The organism is Halodurantibacterium flavum, from assembly GCF_042681825.1.
Classification (GTDB): Bacteria; Pseudomonadota; Alphaproteobacteria; order Rhodobacterales; family Rhodobacteraceae; genus Halodurantibacterium; species Halodurantibacterium flavum.
This window is the reverse complement of record NZ_JBHUGH010000009.1, coordinates 252879-271951: the sequence shown is the minus strand read 5'-3', so window position 1 is coordinate 271951 and position 19073 is coordinate 252879. Positions and strand designations below refer to the sequence as shown.

The following is a 19073-nucleotide window of genomic DNA, read 5'->3' as shown; positions in this document are numbered from 1 at the left end:
GAACGGGTCGCTATCCCCCGAGGATGGCGACCACATAGGCGGTGGTTTCCTGATAGGGCGGGATATCGCCATAGCGGTCCACGGCCCCCGGCCCGGCATTGTAGGCCGCAAGCGCAAGCCGCCAGGTGCCGTAGCGGTCATACATCATGCGCAGATAGCGCGCGCCGCCATCGAGGTTCTGGTGCGGGTCCTCGGCCGTCACGCGCAAAAGCCGCGCCGTGTCGGGCATGAGTTGCGCAAGACCGATCGCCCCCTTGTGCGACACGGCCGAGGGGTTCCAGCCACTTTCGCGATGCACGAGGCGCAGATAAAGATCCTCAGGGACGCCGTGGCGGCGGGCGGCGGCGCGGGCGATCTCCAGATATTCGCCCTGATAGCTGCCGGCATAAAGCGGGATGACCGGCGCCGAACTGGGCGGCTGCAACCGCACCGAATTGTTGTATTGCGAGGCGCCGCGCGTATCGAGCACCCGTGCCGCATGCTCGAAACTGCCGGGCCGCGATTTCGTCGAGGTCGAGAGCAAAAGCGGCTCTGCCCGGACTGGCCCGGCTGTCAGACCCACGGTAAGAACCGCCGTCAGAACCATTGGCAGACCCGCAGTCAAAGACGCCAGTCGCAGCGCCAGAAGAACATGTCGCATGTCACGGTCCCATGAATTTTCTGCGCGACACTATACCCGGACCCGCCGCCTGATCCAGATGCTCCGGTGCCGCTGGCGGGGCGTCAGGCAATTTTTAACCTATACGACGGTCAATGCGGCCCTGCGGGAGTTTCAATGATCCGCCCTTGGTGGTTTAAGGTCTGATCAGATTCGCACCGCGCATAGCGGTCATGGAGAAGGAGAGGCGCATGGCAGGATCGGTCAACAAGGTGATCATCGTGGGAAATCTGGGGCGCGACCCGGAGGTGCGCAGCTTTCCGAACGGCGGCAAGGTCTGCAACCTGCGTATCGCCACCTCAGAGTCCTGGCGCGACCGGAATACCGGAGAAAAGAAGGAGCGCACGGAATGGCATTCGGTCGCGATCTTTTCCGAACCGCTCGCCAAGATTGCCGAGCAGTATCTGCGCAAGGGCTCCAAGGTCTATATCGAGGGGCAGCTGGAAACCCGCAAATGGCAGGACCAGAGCGGGGCGGACCGCTACACCACCGAGGTCGTGCTGCGACCCTATCGTGGGGAACTGACGCTGCTTGATGGCCGCGGCGAAGGTGGTGGCGGTGGTCCGGGCTATGATCAGGATCAGGGCGGCTATGGTGGATCGTCCTATGGCGGCGGCGGCTATGGCGGCGGATCGGGCCAGGGCGGTGGCGCTGGCGGCGGACGCGCCAACCTCGACGACGAAATTCCGTTCTGATGAGACGCCCCCGCCCGGGGGCGTTTTCTTTGCAGGGGTGATGCGATGACCTGGTCCTTTCCCATCGGACGGCTGCTCGGATCAGAGCTTCGGGTCCATGCGACCTTCTTTCTGCTGCTTTTGTGGATCGGGGCGGCGGCATGGATCGCCGGCGGGCCGGGGGCGGCTGTCGCGAACATCGCCTTTATCGCGGCGCTTTTCGCCTGCGTCGTCGCTCATGAATATGGTCACGCACTGATGGCCCGCCGGTTCGGCATCGCCACACCCGATATCACGCTGCTGCCGATCGGCGGCATGGCGCGGCTGGAACGGATGCCGGAAAAGCCGGGGCAGGAAATCGCGGTTGCGCTGGCGGGGCCGGCGGTGAACGTGGTGATCTGGGCGGTTCTGGTGCTCGTGACAGGGGTCGAGACCCGGATGCAAAGCCTTGAACAGGTCGAAAATCCGGCGATGGGCTTTCTGTCGCGGCTTGCGGCGGTGAACCTGTTCCTCGTGCTCTTCAACATGCTACCGGCCTTTCCCATGGATGGCGGGCGGGTGCTGCGGGCGTTGCTCAGCTATCGGATGGACCGGGTGCGCGCCACGCGGATCGCCGCCTGGGGTGGACAGGCGCTGGCCTTCGTCTTTGGCTTTCTGGGGCTGAGCACCGGAAACCCGCTTTTGATCCTGATCGCGATCTTCGTGTTTATCGCGGCTTCGGCGGAAAGCTCCGACGTCGCAGCCCGGGCCGTGGCGCGGCAGATGCAGGCCCGTGACGCGATGATCACCACATTCGAGACGCTGGGCGAAGACGATACGATCGAGGCTGCGGCGCAGGCGCTGATCCGGACAACCCAGCACGAATTTCCCGTGCTGGATGCGCAGGGGGCGTTGTCGGGTTTCCTCACGCGGCAGGCGCTGTTCCGTGCGCTGGCCGAGGACAGGCGGACCGACCCCATCGCGCCGATCATCCAGCGCGATGTGCCGCAGGTTTCGCTTGCCGCCCCGCTGGAGGATGTCCTGCAGGCGATCCAGACGGGCGCGCCGGCAGTTGCGGTGAATTCGCCTTCGGGCGGCTTGCTTGGCTATATCACAACCGAGAATATCGGTGAGCTGATGGTGATCCGGCAGGCACGGTCTCGGCCCCAGGGTTGAGCCATGGGTCAGCCGCGCGCCGCCAGCGCCTCGGCCAGCACCGCGCGCACGACGCCCGCATCCACATCATCGGCGACGAAGGCCGCGCCGATATCGCGGGCAAGGATGAAGCGCAGCCGGCCATCCTGCACCTTCTTGTCCTGCGCCATCAGGGCCAGCAGCGCCTCGGCATCCGGCAGGTCGCCGGGAATATCGGCCAGTGACACCTTCATCCCCATCGCGGCAAGATGCGCCCGGACCCGCCCGGGGGTCTCCTGCGAACAAAGACCCAGCCGCTGCGAAAGCTCGAAGGCGAGCGCACAGCCGATCGCAACGCCCTCGCCGTGCAGCAGCCGGTCGGAATAGCCGGTCGCGGCCTCCAGCGCGTGGCAGAAGGTATGACCAAGGTTCAGAAGCGCGCGGTCGCCTTCCTCGGTCTCGTCCCGGGCGACGATCTCGGCCTTCATCTCGACCGACCGCCGCACGGCATGGCGGCGCAGCGCCTCATCCCCGTCCCGCAGCGCCGGCCCGTTCTGTTCGAGCCATGCGAAAAAGCCCGCGTCCCCCAAAAGGCCGTACTTCACCACCTCGCCGTAGCCCGACAGAAACTCCCGCCGGCCGAGGGTCGCGAGCAACCCGGTATCCGCGAGCACCAGCGCCGGCTGGTGGAATGCCCCCACAAGGTTCTTGCCATGGGCGGTGTTGATCCCCGTCTTGCCGCCCACGGAACTGTCCACCTGCGCCAGCAGCGTTGTCGGCACCTGCACGAAGCGCACCCCGCGCCGCAGGATCGCGGCGGCAAACCCCACAAGATCGCCGATCACCCCGCCCCCAAGAGCGATGACCATGTCCTTGCGCTCGACCTTTTCCGACAGGAGCCAGTCCACCACCTGCGCAAGATGCGCCCAGCTTTTCGTGCCCTCACCCGCGGGAAGCGTCAGCGCGACCGAGGCGATGCCGCCCTCTTCAAGCCCCGCGCGGAACGCTTGCAGATGCAGTGCGGCCACATTGGCATCCGTCACGATTGCCACGCGGGGACGGCGCAACAGGGGCCGGATCGCCTCCGCTGCCCCGGCGGTCAGTCCGGGGCCGATCCGCACCTCGTAGCTTCGCGTCCCAAGCGCGACCTGCACCGTATCCATCATCACCTCGTCTCCAGCACGTCGGGGCGGGTTTCCAGCGCGGCGAGAACCTGCCGCGCCATCGCCTCCACGGTATATTCGGGCCGCGCGTCCACGATCAGGTCGGCCTTGGAATAGGCCGGTTCGCGCCCGGCAAGCAGTTCGGCCAGCGTCGCACGCGGATTGGCGGTGCGCAGCAGCGGCCGGGTCGTCTTGTGCCGGACCCGCTGCCACAAGAGGTCCAGATCGGCCCGCAGCCAGACCGCCAGCCCCTGTTCCGAAATCGCCGCGCGGTTGGCCGGCGAAAGATAGGCCCCGCCCCCGGTGGACAGGACGCAGGGCCTGCCGCCAAGCAGCCGCAACAGCACCTCGCTTTCGCGGGCGCGGAAAAACGGCTCACCGTCCCGGGCAAAGATCTCGGCCACCTTCATGTTGGCGGCTTTCTCGATCTCTTCGTCCGAATCAAGGAACGGGGCGCCGAGGAGCCGGGCAAGTTGCGTCCCGACAGCCGTCTTCCCCGCGCCCATCATGCCGACGAGCACGACGGTTTTCCTCAGTTTCCGCGCCACGCCCCGACTTTGCCCCGTCTTTCGTCAATTTGTTGCCACCCTGAATGGCGTCATACGAAAACAAATGACATATATAAACCACATAAACGCAGCACCGCCGGACGCGGGGATGCGATAAACAAAAGACGGAACGGATAAGGGGCAAGATATGGGGCGGCTGCTGAAACTCGTGCTTTTCCTGCTGGTGCTCGGTTTTGTCGGGCTGGTGGGATATGCCTATCTGGGCGATCTGAGCCCGGAGCAGCGCGAGATCACGCTGCCGGTGGGACTCAATGTCGAATAGACGTTCGACCCTCTTGAAGCTGGGCCTCTTGCACGGGGCGCTCAGCCTCTCGCTTCTGGCGCTCGCCGATGAGGCGCGGGCCGAGGCGCCGCTTTCGGCCATCGACTGGCTGTCCGAATCCGTGGCGGCCCCGGTTCCGCCGCCCGTGCCGCCGGAAGAGCCCGCCATCACCTCGGGCGGGATGCCCGAGGAAATCACCATCGCCCCGATCGACGGGCCAAACCCGGATGCGACGGGTATTCTTTCCTCATCGACCACCGGTTTGCCCCGCGACCTGTGGGGCGAGACGGAAAGCGAGGTGATCGTCGGACGGATCGCGGCGCTGCGCCCGGCGGGGCTGCCGGCGATCCAGGACCTGATCTACACCCTGCTGCTGGCGGAACTCGACCCGCCGCGTGCCTCGGACGGGCGGCTTTTCCTGGCGCGGGTGGACAAGCTGCTGGAATTCGGCGCGCTCGACCCCGCGATGACCCTGCTGGAACAGGCGGGTTATGAACAGCCCGAGTCGTTCCGGCGCTTCTTCGATGTGGCGCTGTTGACCGGGGATGAGGATCGGGCCTGCGACAAGCTGCGGGTGACGCCCGATATCGCCCCCACCTTCCCCGCGCGGATATTCTGTCTGGCGCGGGGCGGCGACTGGAACGCGGCCGCGCTGAGCCTGCGCACCGGCCACGCCCTTGGCCATATCAGCACCGCCGAGGAAGACCTGCTGGCGCGCTTTCTCGACCCCGAGCTTTTCGAGGGCGAGCCGCTGTTGCCGCCCCCGTCCCGCCCCTCGCCTCTGGTCTGGCGGATGTTCGAGGCGATCGGCGAACCCATTCCGACGCAGACCTTGCCGGTCGCCTATGCGCAGGCCGACCTGCGGTCCAACACCGGCTGGAAGGCGCAGCTTGAGGCGGGCGAAAGGCTCGCGCGGCTCGGCGCGATCGCCCCGAACCGGCTGCTGGGCCTATACATGGAACGTGTCGCTGCGGCCTCGGGCGGGGTTTGGGACCGGGTGCGCACGCTTCAGCGACTGGACCGCGCGATGCGCGAGGGCGATACGGCTGCGGTTGCCGCAGCCCTCCCCCCCGCATGGGAGGCGATGGGGACCGCTGAGCTGGAGACGGTTCTGGGGCAGCTTTTCGGCGAGGCGCTGCTGGAGATGGAGCTGACAGGCCCGGCCGCGCCGCTCGCCTTTCGGCTGGCCCTTTTGTCCCCCGCCTATGAGACCGCTGCGGCGCAACGGGGTCCGGCGGCGGGTGAGGACGGGTTCCTTGCCGCGATCGCCCAAGGCAACGTCTCGGCCGCCGCCGCGCCGGGTTCGATGGCCGCCGCCATCCGCGAAGGTCTGGCGGCCAGCGCCGCGCCGGATGAAATCGCAGCGCTGGTCGATGAGAACCGGATGGGCGAGGCGCTGCTGACCGTCATCGGACGGCTTGAGGACGCCGCGGGCGGCGATCCTCGCGCGGTAACCGACGGGCTGGCCGGTCTGCGGGCGCTGGGGCTTGAGGATGTCGCCCGGCGCAGCGCGCTGCAACTGATGATCCTGGAACGGCGGGGCTAGGGTGGAGCGCTGGATATCGGCCTTTCTCGAAGCGCAGGCGGCCGAGCTCGACGCGGCGCGCAACACCCGTCTGGCCTACGGCCGTGACCTCAAGGACTTCGCCGGTTGGGCCGCCCGTCAGGGGCTGGATTTCGCGACCCTGGGGCGCGGCGACGTGGAGGCCTATCTGATTCATTGCGACGCGCAGGGCCTGTCGCAGGCGACGCGCGCGCGGCGCCTTTCGTCGATCCGGCAGCTTTACCGTTTCGCCTATGACGAAGGATGGCGCAGCGATAACCCGACCCTGCAGATCCGGGGGCCCGGCAAGACCCGCAGCCTGCCGAAAACGCTCAGCGTCGAAGAGGTCGAGCGCCTGTTGCAGGCCGCCCGCCAACGGGGCCGCACCATCGAGGACCGGCTGCGCAACACCTGCCTCCTGGAACTGCTCTACGCCACCGGGATGCGCGTCTCGGAGCTTGTGAGCCTGCCTGTCGCCGCCGCGCGGGGCGATCCGCGGATGCTTCTGGTGCGGGGCAAGGGAGGCAAGGAACGGATGGTGCCGCTATCGCCCCCAGCCCGGACGGCGTTGCGCGCATGGCTCGGCGCCCGGGATGAGGCCGAGGATGCGGCGCGCGCCAAGGGCAAGCCCGTCTCGCGGTTCCTGTTTCCGTCGCGGGGCGCCGAGGGCCACCTGACCCGCCACCGCTTCTATGTTCTCATCAAGGAGCTTTGCGTGGAGGCCGGTATCTCGCCTGCCCGCGTCACGCCCCACACGCTGCGCCACGCCTTCGCGACGCATCTTCTGGCGAATGGCGCCGATCTGCGGGTGATCCAGACCTTGCTGGGCCATGCGGATCTTTCGACCACCGAAATCTACACCCATGTGCTGGAAGACCGGCTGCGAGATCTGGTGCTGACGCATCATCCGCTGGCGCGCAATGACCAAGCGACTTGATCGGGATAGGGTCGTGCCCTAATATGACCGGATATCTAAAGGATAGTCGCCCCGATGGACGAAAGTTCCAGTCTGCTTGATGCCGCCTTCTGGGTGACGTCGGCAGCCATTCTAGCACTTCTTGTGCTTTCCGCCTTTTTCTCCGGATCAGAAACAGCCCTCACCGCCTCGTCCCGGGGCAAGCTTCGGGCGCAGGCCGACCGCGGGTCGGGCGGGGCCGCCACCGCGCTGCGGATCACCGAGGACAGCGAACGGCTGATCGGCTCGGTCCTTCTGGGCAACAACCTCGTCAACATCCTTGCGACCTCGCTCACCACAGCGCTGTTCACGCGCTTGCTGGGCGAAGGCGGCGTCGCGCTTGCGACGCTTGTAATGACGCTTTTGGTGCTGATCTTTGCCGAGGTTCTGCCCAAGACCTATGCGATCACCAACCCCGAATCCGCCGCCTCGCGCGTGGCGCCGGTGATCCGCGTCCTGATCTTCATCTTTGCCCCCGTAGTCTCGGCGGTGCGCCTTCTCGTGCGTGGAATCCTCTGGGTCTTCGGCGTGCGGACCGACCCGAACAGCCAGATCCTGTCCGTGCGCGAGGAAATCGCCGGCGCCATCGCGCTTGGCCATTCCGAAGGCGCGGTGCAGAAAGAGGATCGAGACCGCCTGCTGGGTGCACTCGACCTGGGGGATCGCACGGTTGAAGAGATCATGCGCCACCGCAGCCAGATCGAGATGGTCGATATCGACAATCCACCCGAGGCGATCATCACCCAATGCCTTGCCTCGCCCCATACCCGCCTGCCCGCCTACAAGGGTGAGCGGGAAAACATCGTCGGCGTGATCCATGCCAAGGATCTGCTGCGAGAGGTGGACCGCCTGCTGCGCGGCGCGAACGGCCGTCTGCGGGCGATTGGCGATCTCAAGGTGATGAACATCGCGCGCAAGCCGTATTTCGTGCCGGAAACGACGCCGCTCGATGAACAGATGCGGCAGTTTCTGCGGCGCAAGGCGCATTTCGCGCTGGTCGTCGATGAATATGGCGCGCTGCGCGGCCTGATCACGCTTGAGGACATTCTGGAAGAGATCGTCGGCGAGATCGCGGATGAATTCGACCAGGATGAGGGCGCGCCGCTCAAGCGATCGGAGGCGGGCGATTACCTTGTGGACGGGGCGATGACCATCCGTGACCTGAACCGGGCGATGGACTGGCATCTTCCCGACGAAGAGGCGAACACGGTGGCCGGCCTCGTCATCCATGAGGCGCAGATGATCCCGAGCGAGGGCCAGGTCTTTTCCTTCCACGGCTTCCGGTTCGAGGTCGCGGCGCGGCAGGAAAACCGGCTCACCATGCTCAAGGTCCGCCCCGAGGCGAAAACCCGCCCCGAGGCCGCGCGCGATTAACCAACTGGCAAGGGGATGCGTCCATGATCGGCCTGTCGGGTCATGGCAGGCCTGCGCTTCCTCCCTCTTGTCTCGGCCGCACCTTCGGGTGCGGCCTTTTTCGCAGCCGGGCACCATGCGTCAGCGGGACGCAGCGCCCGTCAGGAACCGGCGAAAAGCCGCCAAGAAATGCGTTGACGCCCCTGTCATAACTTCGTAGCTTTTCATTAATGAGCAAGTCGGCCCGTCCGACGGGGAGCGCAATTTGAAAAGGGCCTTTCCAAGGCCCTTTTTATTTCGCGCGACCTTTTCCAAAGTCCCTCATCCGTCACAGAGATCATCCGTCACAGAGAGTTGCGCGCCGCGGCTTGTGTTTCAGGCTTTTGACCTGACACCCGTTTCGCGCCGTGCTAGACGGATGTGAGGCAATACCACACCAAAACCCACAACAAAGCGTGGAATGACAGAATGCAAAACGACACCGCCCAAGTGAGGAAGATCAGCGGACTGGCCGCAGCGATTCTCTGCGCGATGGCCCTGCCGCTCGCCGCGCAGGACGCGCCGGCCGAACCCGCCACCCCGGCCGAAACGACCGAGGCTCCGGCCGCCCCCGCCCCCGTTCCGGGCGATCTGTCGCTGGGCGAGGAAATCGGCGGGGATGAGATCGGCGATGCCTATGTGGCCGAAACCTTCGGCGACTGGGAAATGCGCTGCATCCGCGCCCCGGAAGGTCAGGACCCCTGCCAGCTCTATCAGCTGCTCGACGATGCCGAAGGGAACTCGGTGGCAGAGATCAGCCTCTTTTCCCTGCCCGACGGTCAGCAGGCCGCCGCCGGGGCAACGATCGTGACGCCGCTGGAAACGCTGCTTACCCAACAGATCACCCTTCAGGTCGATGGTGCGACCGCGAAACGCTATCCGTTCACCTGGTGCAGCATGGCCGGTTGCGTGGCCCGCGTGGGCTTTACCCAGGCCGAGGTCGATGCATTCAAGCGGGGCAACCGCGCGACCATGACCATCGTTCCCGTGGTGGCGCCCGACCAGCAGGTGGCGCTCGATATCTCGTTGCAGGGGTTCACCGCCGGCTATGACGCCGTGGCCGCGCATAACGACGAACTGCCGGAAGAATGATCAGGGCGTGACCCGGATCCAGCGCCGCCCATGACGGGCGGCGTTTTCATATGCGGCGCAGGGCCAGCACCGCGTTCAGCCCGCCAAAGGCAAAGGCGTTCGACAGCACAGCCGTCACCTTGGCGTCCCGCGCGGTATTCGGCACCACGTCGAGCGCACATTCCGGGTCCGGTTCCTCATACCCGATGGTTGGGGCGATCACCCCGTCCCGCAGCGCCATGATACAGGCGAGCAGTTCGACCGCGCCCGTGCCCCCGATCAGATGCCCGTGCATCGACTTGGTCGAAGAGATCATCAACGCATCGGCATGGTGGCCAAACGCATGGGCCACTGCGGCGCACTCGGTCTTGTCGTTGGCGGCCGTGCCGGTGCCATGGGCGTTGATATAGCCGACCTCCTCGGGGTTCATGCGCGCATCGGCGAGGGCGCCGGTAATCGCCCGTTCCGCACCCTGGGCCGAGGGCATCACGATATCGCCCGCATCTGCCGTCATGGCGAACCCCACCACTTCGGCAAGGATCTCGGCGCCCCGGGCGCGGGCATGTTCATATTCCTCAAAGACGAAGATCGCCGCGCCCTCGCCCTGCACCATTCCGTTGCGGTTCGCGCTGAACGGCCGGCAGGCATCCCGCGACATGACGCGCAGCCCTTCCCACGCCTTGACCCCGCCGAAACAGAGCATCGCCTCGGACCCGCCGGTCAGCATCGCCTTGCACATCCCGCCCCGGATCATGTGGAACGCCTGCCCCATTGCGTGGTTCGACGAGGCGCAGGCAGTGGCGACCGTAAAGCTCGGGCCCTTGAGGTTGAATTCCATGCTGATATGGCTGGCGGCCGCGTTGTTCATCAGCTTTGGCACGACGAAGGGGTGAACGCGGTTCTTCCCTTCCTCATAGACCGTGCGGTAATTCTCGTCCCAGGTGTTGACCCCGCCCCCCGCCGTACCCAGGATCACGCCGCTCTCGAACGACAGCGGATCGTCAAAGCTCAGCCCCGACTGGGCGACGGCCTCTTTCGCGGACAGGAGGACGAATTGCGTGAACTTGTCGTAAAGCGCAATCTGCTGGCGGTTGAAGTGAACCTCGGGGTCCCAGTCGTGGACCTGCGCGCCGATCCGCACCTGAAGCCGTTCCACATCGCGGAAATTCAGCTCGGTGATGCCGGAACGCCCCTCGCGGAACGCGGCGAGCGTTCCGGGCACGTCATGGGCCAGCGCGTTGATCGTTCCCGCGCCGGTGATGACGACACGCCTCACTTCTTCTGATCCTCCAGCAGCCCCTCGACGGCGCGCACGATGGCTGCCACCGAAGAAATGTCGAAATCGCTCTGGCTGGGCTCGTTCGCGTTGAACGGGACGCTGATGTCAAAGGCTTCCTCGATGGCAAAGATGCTCTCGACCAGGCCGAGGCTGTCGATGCCCAGATCCTCCAGCGTCGACTCCATCCTGACATCCGCCGGGTCCAGCACCGCCTGTTCCGCGATGATCGCGATGACCCGGTCCTGTACGCTCTGCGTCATGCTGCTCTCCTGCCCCGTGTGCCTGTCCGGTTTAGTCGGCGTCGCCGCGCTTGAAAACCGCTTTCTGCAACTCGGCCACCTGCGAGAAAAGCCGTGGCAGCCGGCGGACGGCCTTGTTGATCTCGATCTGCGTTTCCATCTTCACCGCCGGAGAACCCAGAAGAACCCGCCCCGCCGGCGCGTTGGTGAATATCTTGGTGGCCCCACCCGCGATCACGTCATCGCCGATGAAGATGTTGTCGCTGACGCCCACCTGCCCGCCCAACACCACGCGATTGCCGATCCGGGCGGACCCCGCGACGCCCACAAGCCCGCAGAGCAGGCAGTTTTCGCCGATCCGGGTGTTATGGCCGATCTGCACGAGGCTGTCGATCTTGGTCCCCGACCCGACCTCGGTGTCGCGGATCGTGCCCCGGTCGATGGTGGCGTTCGCACCAACCTCCACATCGTCGCCGATCCGGACCGAGCCGAGGCTGTGAATGCGGGTCCAGCTTTGCGCCTGTGCGGCGGCGCGGGCGCCCAGCGTCGCCCGGATCTCCTCGACCCCCGATTTTTCCGGCGTGACGAACGAAAAGCCGTCGCCGCCGATCGCCGCGCCGGGCTGCGCGATGAAACGGTCGCCGATCCGCACCCTCGCCCCGATCCGGACGCCCTGCATCAGCAGAAGATCCGCGCCGATCACCGCACCTTCGGCCACGCTCGTATGGCTGGCGATGCGGGCGCGGGGGCCGATCACCGCGCCGGGACCGATGGTGACAAAGGGGCCGATGGCGGCGCCCTCGCCGATCTCTGCGGTGGGATCGACGATGGCCATGGGGTGGATGCCCGGAGCGATGGCGGGACCCGGGTCCATGAGCCGCGTCAGCCCTGACATGGCATAACGCGGGCGCGGGACGAAGATCGCGGCGCGCAGCCCCATCGCATGCCAGTCGGCCCCGTCCCAGAGGATGGCGGCCTCGGTCCCCTGGGCCATGTCGGCGGCGTATTTCGGGTCCATTGCCAGCGCGAGCGCCCCGCGCCCCGCGGCCGCAGGTTCGGCCGCGCGCAGGATCTCGATGCTTGCGTCCCCCTCGCTCCGGGCGTCAAGCGCGCGGGCGATTTCGGCGATGGTAAAGCTGCGTTGCATCAGGCCCTCCCTGTCAGGATGGGCCAGACTTAACCCTGAACCCCGCCCAAGACCACCCCAGCCCCGGTCAGCGCCTCAAAGATGCGGGCGTCGCGGCCATAGACATCGCGGCGATAGACAACCTCGCCCCGCGGATTGGCAAACGCGGTCCGATAATCGAGATGGATGGTGATGGGACGCTGGAGCGTCACGTTCGTTTCGCGCCCGGTGGACAGGATACGCTGGAAAAACCCCTGCGGGTCGGCCTCTTGCCCCTCAAGAAGCGCGAAGGCAAAGGCGTGGGGGTCGGCCAGACGAATGCAGCCGTTGGAAAATGCCCGCAGGTCACGCCCGAACAGGCTTTTCTGTGGTGTATCATGCAGATAGATCGCGTACTTGTTCGGAAACATGAACTTTACGCTGCCCAGGGCGTTTTCCGGCCCCGGAGCCTGCCGCATGTGGAACGGAAAATTGCGGGGGGTGAATTGCCGCCAGTCGACGGCATCACGGGGCACCACGCGCCCCTGCGAATCCACGACCTGCAGATGCGCGACCGAATGGGGGTTTGCCTGCAGCGCCGGCAGATATTCCCGCCCGATGATCGAGCGCGGGATGCTCCAGCTCGGGTTGATCACCATATAGGTCATCGTGTCGGAAAATTCGGGCGTCCGCTGGACCGCCACATCACGCCCGACCACCGACCGCGTTGAAAAGGTGACGCGCCCGTTCTCGACGATCTGCGTGGTAAAGTCGGCAATGTTGACCCAGACATGGCGCGCGCCGCGGTCACCCAGCCAGCGTTCCCGCTCCATCGCGACGATGACCGACTGAAGGCGTTCCTCCGGGCTTTGGTTGACCTGCGACAGGGTGGCGGGGCCGGCGACCCCATCCTCGGCCAGCCCATGGGCGGCCTGAAAGGCGATCACCGCGTCGGTCAGCGCAGCGTCATAGATCGGCGACGCGCTGCGCGGCAGATAGCCCATCGCCATCAGACGGTCCCGCAGCGCGATGACTGCGCCGCCACTGTCGCCGGGGCGCAGCGTCGCGTCCTGCGGTACGGGCGCCCCCCAGCCGTGCCCCATAACATGATGTTCCAGTCGAAGCTTTTCATGCAGAAGTGCCGAATATTCAGTAGATTGCGGCGCGAGGCTGCGAAGGAAGGTGAGCGGATCACGCTCCAACCCCTGCAAGAGCGCCTGCGGATCGGGGCGCCTGATCTCGCGCACGATGCCGCTGTCTATGTCCGATGGCGTCAGGACGCCCGAGGAGATGTCGCGCGCCCATTGCAGATAGGCCCTGCTCATCCGCACTTCGAGCGCGCCGAGATCGCGGTCCGACTGCATGGCGGCAAGCGCCGCGTTTATCCCGGCCAGATCATAGCGGCTCGCGGGCAGCCCATGTGCCGGCGCCTGTGCCAGCGCCGCGAGAAAGGCGCGCCGAAGCTCTGCCGCGTCCGGTGCCGTCCAGAGAGGGGCGTGATTGCGCGCCTCATAAAACGCCCGCAGCGCCGGAGAATCGCCCACCGCCTCTGCCAGCGCGGCCCGGTAGGATGGCGTCGGTTCAAGCGCCGCCAGGGGCGCTGCGGCGACCATGGCCGTTCCCACGCAAAGCGCCGCGATCCACGGGCGCACCCGGATTGTGCCTGACATGCTCTTGCCCCTCATTCTTTTTCTGCCCCATCATCCGGCGGCGGGGGCTGATACGTCCATTCACAATTCTGCCAGAGCTTTCAGAAGACTGCCAGAGCGTGGCCTTTTTGCTGACCCCGCCTGCCGACTGCGGCCTTTCCGCGCCCCGGCAGGAATACCACACCCGCCGCGTAAAGTTTAGGCAAGATTTTGCCGATGGTCCGGGGCGCGGCGGAACCGATCCAGTTCCGTCTTTGGGAAAATGACGGTTTGTGTCATAAACCCTCTCAACGCGATAACCAAAAGGCCCTGAAACAGGGCAGGAACTACGGGACAGGCGTTCAGGCATGACAGAGACGACGGACAAGGGCCTCACACGGCGCGCCCTTCTTGGTATTTTTGCGGCAACGACCGTCGCAGCGGCACCAACATATTCGCACGCCTTCGGGCTTTTGCGCAGTGCGGGCGATTTTCGCCGGATCCGGATGTATTCGGGCCGGACGGGCGAGAGCATCGACACGATCTACTGGATCGACGGGAACTATATCCCCGAGGCGATGAACGAGATCAGCCATTTCATGCGCGACTGGCGATCCAATGCCGCCCGTTCCTACGATCCGCGGGCCATCGACATCATGGCCGCGGCGCATCGGATGCTCGATGTGAACGAACCCTACATGATGCTGTCGGGCTACCGGTCGCCGCAGACGAACGCGATGTTGCGCTCTCAGTCGAGCGGCGTCGCCCAGAACTCGCTTCACATGCAGGCAAAGGCTGCGGACCTGCGGCTCCGCTCACGCAGTGTCGCGCAGATGTACCGTGCAGCGGCGGCCTGCAATGCGGGCGGCGTGGGGCGCTATTCCCGCTCGAACTTCGTGCATATGGATTGCGGCCCGATCCGCACCTGGGGTGCCTGAGGGGCGCCCGAGCCCCAACCGGTTTCAATAAAGGCCTTCGGCCTGATCTTTGTGCGGCAACGCACCGCCTGCCCCGCCTTCCCGGCGGGGCTTTTTCATTCCTGATCGTCAGCGCCCGTCTCGTCGTCAGCGCCGGTATTGCGGCGGCCCCGGAACCCGGTCGCGACGACGAACTTTTCCGAACTGTCGGACCGGCTCGCGGGCGGTTTCACATTCGCGACCTTCTGGAAATTCTGCTTCAGGATCGCCTGAAGGCTGTTTTCCGCACCGCCCGCCAGCACCTTCGCGACGAATGTCCCGCCCTCCTCCAGCACGTCGAAGGCGAATTCCGCTGCAGCCTCGCATAGCGCCACGATCCGCAGGTGATCGGTCTGCTTGTGGCCGCTCGACGCGGCGGCCATGTCGGACATCACCACATCCGCCTTGCCGCCCAGCCATTCCTTCACCTGCTCATCTGCACCATCGGAAAGGAAGTCGAGCTGATGCACCTCGGCCCCGGCAATCGGCTCGACCTCTTGCAGGTCGACGCCCAGCACGCGGCCCACCTTCTTGCCGCCCTTTTCGCCCAACGCGTTGACCCTGGTGACGGCCACCTGGCACCAGCCGCCGGGCGCACAGCCCAGATCGACCACCCGCGCGCCGGGCACGAGAAACCCGAACCGGTCGTCGAGTTCGAGGATCTTGAACGCCGCACGGCCCCGATACCCTTCACGCCGCGCGCGCTGGACATAGGGGTCGTTCAACTGCCGTTCGAGCCAGCGCGTGGACGAAAGCTTGCGCCCGCGCGCCGTCTTGACCCGCACGCGCAAGTCCCGCTGTCCGCGGCCCGAGGTATTCCCCGTTCCGCCAGATTTTCCACCGCTTTTGGTCATTCAGAAAGGTCCGTCCTCAAGCACGCCATCGGCGCACATCTGCGCGTAAAGCAGCCCCTCGCGCAAGCCCCGGTCGGCCACCGAGAGCCGGTCGGTGGGCCAGATCCGCATCAGGGCCTGCAATATCGCCGCCCCCGACATGATAAGGGTATGCCTGTCCCAGCCGATGCGAGGGTCGCTGCGGCGCCCTTCGGGGCCCAGCAGCAGGTATTCGCGGATCACCTTGTCGATCTGATCGCTCGTCATCCGGAGCCCGTCGACCTTGTTGCGGTCATAACGCTTGAGGTTCAGGAATGAGGCCGCGACCGTCGTGACCGTGCCCGAGGTCCCGATGATCTGGAACCCCTCGCGCGGCTGCTGATGACTGTAGGGCGAGAAATTCGCGAGGTTTTCCTCGAAGAACCAGCTCATGAGGGCAAAGCGCGCGGCGTCATCCTCGACGTCTTGGAACTGATCCTTGAGGGTGGCGACACCAAGCGGCACGCTGATCCAGTCCACCACCTTTGCGGCCGGAAAGGGGCTTTCGGGCGGGTGGAACCCGGCGTGAAGCCGCATGATCGCGCGCGGACGGTCGTGCCGGGGAACCGACGAAAGGTCGATCCACACTAGCTCGGTCGAGCCGCCGCCGATATCGACCACCAGCAACTGTTCCGTCCGGGTCGAAACCAGCGGCGCGCAGGATACGACGGCAAGGCGCGCCTCCTCCTCGGGCTGGATGATTTCCAGCGGCAGGCCGGTTTCCCGCTGCACATGGCGGATGAAGTCGCGTGCATTCCGCGCACGGCGACAGGCTTCGGTCGCGACCAGCCGCATCCGGCGCACGTCATGCTGCTCGATCTTGCGCTGGCAGATCCGCAACGCCTGGATCGTTCGCGACATCGAGGCACGCGAAAGCCGGCCGGTCGCCTCGAGGCCCGCGCCCAGGTGGACGGTCTTGGAAAAGCTGTCGACGACGTGAAACTGGCTGCCCTTTGGCTGGGCAATCAACATGCGGCAGCTGTTCGTCCCGAGGTCCAGCGCGGCGTAAAGCTCTGCCGGGTCGGGTTTGGGGGTGGCGGAAGGCTCTACCGGTTTCGGGAACGCGCCCGCACCCCGGGGACGCCTGGGCGTCATCGTGTCGCCCTCCATTCAAAGTTATCCCAAGCCTAGCTGGCGCATTGCCCTGACGCAAGCATTGTCGGCGAGCCGTTCACAAAGCCGTTCATAATCAAGTTGCAAAGTTTTCACGGCGCGGCGCCCCGGCGGGGATGGGCCGGCGTGCCGGGTCCGACTATGGTGCCCAAGGTCGCTTGTGCCTCGCCTTGTGTCGAAATCCCGCCCTCCGTCGCAGGGGCCTGCCCCTATTCAGGAAGAAACAGAGGAATCACGCCATGCCCGCAGTCACCATCGTTTTCTGGCGCGATATCCCGGCGCAGGTCATCGTGGGCGCTGGCCGGCGCGCGGCCAAGGTCCAGTTGTCGGAACGGTTCGAGCAGGCCATCGACCGTTGCGCGATGAAGACCGGGGCGCGCGACAGCGACGCCTATCTGGCCGAATGGCGCAAAGAGCCGCAGCCGGAGCAGGAGGGCGAGGACATGGCGGTCGCCCGTGCCATCGCCGACCGGCTGGAGGCCGAATATGACACGGCGCGGTTGCGCGCCCTGATCGACAACGACGGCCGGGCATGACGCCCGCCCGCATCTGGGGAGGCATGATGGCGCTATTCGGTTTCCGGCGCGCAGAGGCGGTCGCGGACTCTGCCCCCCTTCGGGATTTCCTGAAGGGCTATTCCATCGAGGTGATGCCGCGCACCGCCGCCAAGGTCGAGGATTTCCGCAAGCTTTTGCCGGCGGGAACGCGCGTCTACATCGCGCATCTGGACGGTACCCCGATCGAAGAAATGGTGGCGACGGCCGCGCGCCTGCGCCGCGAGGGATATGACCCGATGCCCCATTTCCCGGCCCGGATCATCCCCGACCGGGCGGCGCTGGCCGACTGGATCGCGCGCTATCGCGGCGAGGCCGATGTGCGCGGCGCGTTGCTTCTGGCAGGGGGTGTGCCGAGCCCGGCGGGTGAGTTTCATTCGTCGATGCAGTTGATGGAAACCGGGCTCTTCGACGGGTTCGAGCGGCTTCATGTGGCGGGCCACCCCGAGGGCAATCGCGACATCGACCCGGACGGATCGGACCGGATGGTGGCCGAGGCATTGCGGTGGAAGCAGGCCTTTGCAGACCGCAGCGACGCCCGCATGGCCATTGCGACCCAGTTCTGTTTCGAGGCGCAGCCCGTCATCGCCTGGGCTGACCGGCTGGCTGCCGAGGGCATCCGCCTGCCGATCCATATCGGCGTGGCGGGCCCGGCCAAGCTGCAGACCCTGTTGAAATTCGCGATTGCCTGCGGCGTCGGCCCCTCGCTTTCCGTGCTGCAGAAACGCGCAAGGGACGTGACCAAGCTTCTGTTGCCGTTCGAGCCGACCGAGTTCCTGAACGGGCTTGCGGCCCACAAGCAGGCACATCCCGGCTTCGGCATCGAGGCCGCACATTTCTTTCCGTTGGGCGGCATCGGGGCCACGGCGGACTGGATCATCGAACATGGCGGCAGCGATGTCGCCCCCGCACTTCATGAAAAGGATTGACGATGACGCGCACTGTATTGGAATCAAAAACGAAAACTGTCGTCATCGGCTTTGACGAACCGTTCTGCGTGATCGGGGAACGGATCAACCCCACGGGTCGCAAAAAGCTCGCGGCCGAGCTGGAGGCCGGCGATTTTTCCACCGTTGAACGCGACGCGCTGGAACAGGTCGCCTGCGGGGCGATGGTGCTCGATGTGAACGCGGGCGTGGTCTACAACTCCAACCCCAACCCGAACGAGACCGAGCCGCCGCTGATGCGCCGCATGATCGAGCTGGTGCAGGGGCTGGTGGATGTGCCGCTTTGCATCGACAGTTCGGTGCCGGGGGCGCTGGAGGCCGGGCTTGCGATCTGCGAGGGGCGGCCGCTTCTGAACTCTGTCACCGGCGAGGAAGAACGGCTGGAGGCGATCCTGCCGCTGGTCAAGAAGTACAACGTGCCGGTCGTCGCGATCTCGAACGACGACACCGGCATCTCGGAAGATCCGGATGTGCGGTTCTCCGTCGCAAAAAAGATCGTGGAACGCGCCGCCGATTTTGGCATTCCCGCGCATGACATCGTGGTCGATCCGCTGGTGATGCCGGTGGGCGCGATGGCGAGCGCGGGCCAGCAGGTCTTTGCACTGGTCCGCCGCCTGCGCGAGGAGTTGGGGGTGAACACGACCTGCGGCGCCTCGAACATCTCGTTCGGTCTGCCCAACCGGCATGGCGTGAACGCGGCCTTTTTGCCGATGGCGATCGGGGCTGGCATGACCAGCGCGATCATGAACCCCGTGCGCGCCGTCGAGATGGAGGCGATCCGGGCTGCGAACCTTCTGATGAACAACGACGCGAATGGCGGCGAGTGGATCAGGTTCTCCCGCGTGCTCGACGCGGTGAAAGAGGGCAAGGGCTTTGCCGAGGCGAGCGCCGAAGTGGGCGCGAGCCGCGCGGGAGGCCGGTCGGGCCGCGAGGGGCGTCGCCGCCGGGGTTAAGGGGCCGGGGGCGTCAACGAAACCCGC

At 65.8% G+C, this 19073-nt stretch carries 20 protein-coding genes; 11 read left to right on the top strand and 9 right to left on the bottom strand.

What is annotated here, in order from left to right:
• Positions 1 to 10 precede the first annotated feature (10 nt).
• Positions 11 to 586 carry a lytic transglycosylase domain-containing protein gene (locus tag ACFSGJ_RS11995; protein ID WP_390262385.1) on the bottom strand — a complete coding sequence of 192 codons (576 nt, stop codon included), beginning with the start codon at positions 584 to 586 and terminating at the stop codon, positions 11 to 13.
• A 263-nt stretch (positions 587 to 849) separates the two neighbouring features.
• On the opposite strand from ACFSGJ_RS11995, the gene ssb reads away from it, so the two are divergent.
• Positions 850 to 1353, top strand: a complete 504-nt coding sequence (gene ssb, locus ACFSGJ_RS11990) for a single-stranded DNA-binding protein (RefSeq protein ID WP_390261931.1) — start codon at positions 850 to 852, stop codon at positions 1351 to 1353.
• A 45-nt stretch (positions 1354 to 1398) separates the two neighbouring features.
• Entirely contained in the window at positions 1399 to 2487 is a 1089-nt protein-coding gene (locus ACFSGJ_RS11985) for a site-2 protease family protein (protein WP_390261928.1), read from the top strand.
• Positions 2488 to 2495: 8 nt separating this feature from the next.
• Here the strand turns inward: ACFSGJ_RS11985 and aroB are convergent, their stop codons facing one another.
• Both aroB and ACFSGJ_RS11975 read right to left on the bottom strand, forming a co-directional pair.
• On the bottom strand, positions 2496 to 3611 hold the full coding sequence (aroB, locus tag ACFSGJ_RS11980) for a 3-dehydroquinate synthase (protein WP_390261926.1): 1116 nt from the start codon (positions 3609 to 3611) through the stop codon (positions 2496 to 2498).
• Complete coding sequence (locus tag ACFSGJ_RS11975) at positions 3611 to 4156, bottom strand: shikimate kinase (RefSeq protein WP_390261923.1); 546 nt, start codon at positions 4154 to 4156, stop codon at positions 3611 to 3613. The genes aroB and ACFSGJ_RS11975 overlap by 1 nt, the downstream gene beginning before the upstream one ends.
• 148 nt (positions 4157 to 4304) lie before the next feature.
• Here ACFSGJ_RS11975 and ACFSGJ_RS11970 point away from each other — a divergent pair, with 148 nt between their 5' ends.
• The 5 genes from ACFSGJ_RS11970 to ACFSGJ_RS11950 all read left to right on the top strand — a co-directional run bounded on the left by ACFSGJ_RS11970 (position 4305) and on the right by ACFSGJ_RS11950 (position 9421).
• On the top strand, positions 4305 to 4439 hold the full coding sequence (locus ACFSGJ_RS11970) for a hypothetical protein (RefSeq protein WP_390261920.1): 135 nt from the start codon (positions 4305 to 4307) through the stop codon (positions 4437 to 4439).
• Entirely contained in the window at positions 4429 to 5985 is a 1557-nt protein-coding gene (locus tag ACFSGJ_RS11965) for a hypothetical protein (RefSeq protein ID WP_390261917.1), read from the top strand. The genes ACFSGJ_RS11970 and ACFSGJ_RS11965 overlap by 11 nt, the downstream gene beginning before the upstream one ends.
• 1 nt (position 5986) lies before the next feature.
• Positions 5987 to 6919 carry a site-specific tyrosine recombinase XerD gene (locus ACFSGJ_RS11960; protein ID WP_390261914.1) on the top strand — a complete coding sequence of 311 codons (933 nt, stop codon included), beginning with the start codon at positions 5987 to 5989 and terminating at the stop codon, positions 6917 to 6919.
• A gap of 54 nt (positions 6920 to 6973) precedes the next feature.
• A complete protein-coding gene (locus tag ACFSGJ_RS11955; RefSeq protein ID WP_390261912.1) occupies positions 6974 to 8311 on the top strand; it encodes an HlyC/CorC family transporter in 1338 nt (445 codons plus the stop codon).
• Between the two features lie 477 nt (positions 8312 to 8788).
• A complete protein-coding gene (locus ACFSGJ_RS11950; protein ID WP_390262382.1) occupies positions 8789 to 9421 on the top strand; it encodes an invasion associated locus B family protein in 633 nt (210 codons plus the stop codon).
• Positions 9422 to 9467: 46 nt separating this feature from the next.
• Here the strand turns inward: ACFSGJ_RS11950 and ACFSGJ_RS11945 are convergent, their stop codons facing one another.
• The 4 genes from ACFSGJ_RS11945 to ACFSGJ_RS11930 are packed head-to-tail and all read right to left on the bottom strand — an operon-like array spanning position 9468 to position 13693.
• On the bottom strand, positions 9468 to 10676 hold the full coding sequence (locus ACFSGJ_RS11945) for a beta-ketoacyl-[acyl-carrier-protein] synthase family protein (RefSeq protein WP_390261909.1): 1209 nt from the start codon (positions 10674 to 10676) through the stop codon (positions 9468 to 9470).
• Positions 10673 to 10939, bottom strand: a complete 267-nt coding sequence (locus tag ACFSGJ_RS11940; RefSeq protein WP_390261907.1) for an acyl carrier protein — start codon at positions 10937 to 10939, stop codon at positions 10673 to 10675. The genes ACFSGJ_RS11945 and ACFSGJ_RS11940 overlap by 4 nt, the downstream gene beginning before the upstream one ends.
• A gap of 31 nt (positions 10940 to 10970) precedes the next feature.
• Positions 10971 to 12065: a UDP-3-O-(3-hydroxymyristoyl)glucosamine N-acyltransferase gene (lpxD, locus tag ACFSGJ_RS11935; protein WP_390261904.1), complete on the bottom strand. Its 1095-nt coding sequence runs from the start codon at positions 12063 to 12065 to the stop codon at positions 10971 to 10973.
• Positions 12066 to 12094: 29 nt separating this feature from the next.
• Positions 12095 to 13693 (bottom strand): L,D-transpeptidase family protein, encoded by a 1599-nt coding sequence (locus tag ACFSGJ_RS11930; protein WP_390261901.1) that lies wholly within the window; start codon positions 13691 to 13693, stop codon positions 12095 to 12097.
• A 326-nt stretch (positions 13694 to 14019) separates the two neighbouring features.
• On the opposite strand from ACFSGJ_RS11930, the gene mepK reads away from it, so the two are divergent.
• Positions 14020 to 14589, top strand: a complete 570-nt coding sequence (gene mepK, locus ACFSGJ_RS11925) for a peptidoglycan L,D-endopeptidase MepK (protein ID WP_390261899.1) — start codon at positions 14020 to 14022, stop codon at positions 14587 to 14589.
• Positions 14590 to 14684: 95 nt separating this feature from the next.
• On the opposite strand, the gene ACFSGJ_RS11920 is transcribed toward mepK, so the two are convergent.
• Positions 14685 to 15461: an RlmE family RNA methyltransferase gene (locus ACFSGJ_RS11920; RefSeq protein ID WP_390261896.1), complete on the bottom strand. Its 777-nt coding sequence runs from the start codon at positions 15459 to 15461 to the stop codon at positions 14685 to 14687.
• A complete protein-coding gene (locus tag ACFSGJ_RS11915; protein ID WP_390261894.1) occupies positions 15462 to 16574 on the bottom strand; it encodes a Ppx/GppA phosphatase family protein in 1113 nt (370 codons plus the stop codon).
• 257 nt (positions 16575 to 16831) lie between these two features.
• Here ACFSGJ_RS11915 and ACFSGJ_RS11910 point away from each other — a divergent pair, with 257 nt between their 5' ends.
• The 3 genes from ACFSGJ_RS11910 to ACFSGJ_RS11900 are packed head-to-tail and all read left to right on the top strand — an operon-like array spanning position 16832 to position 19046.
• A complete protein-coding gene (locus tag ACFSGJ_RS11910) occupies positions 16832 to 17128 on the top strand; it encodes a virulence factor (protein WP_390261891.1) in 297 nt (98 codons plus the stop codon).
• Between the two features lie 26 nt (positions 17129 to 17154).
• On the top strand, positions 17155 to 18075 hold the full coding sequence (locus ACFSGJ_RS11905; protein ID WP_390261888.1) for a methylenetetrahydrofolate reductase: 921 nt from the start codon (positions 17155 to 17157) through the stop codon (positions 18073 to 18075).
• A gap of 2 nt (positions 18076 to 18077) precedes the next feature.
• Positions 18078 to 19046: a methyltetrahydrofolate cobalamin methyltransferase gene (locus ACFSGJ_RS11900; RefSeq protein WP_390261885.1), complete on the top strand. Its 969-nt coding sequence runs from the start codon at positions 18078 to 18080 to the stop codon at positions 19044 to 19046.
• Positions 19047 to 19073: the final 27 nt, after the last annotated feature.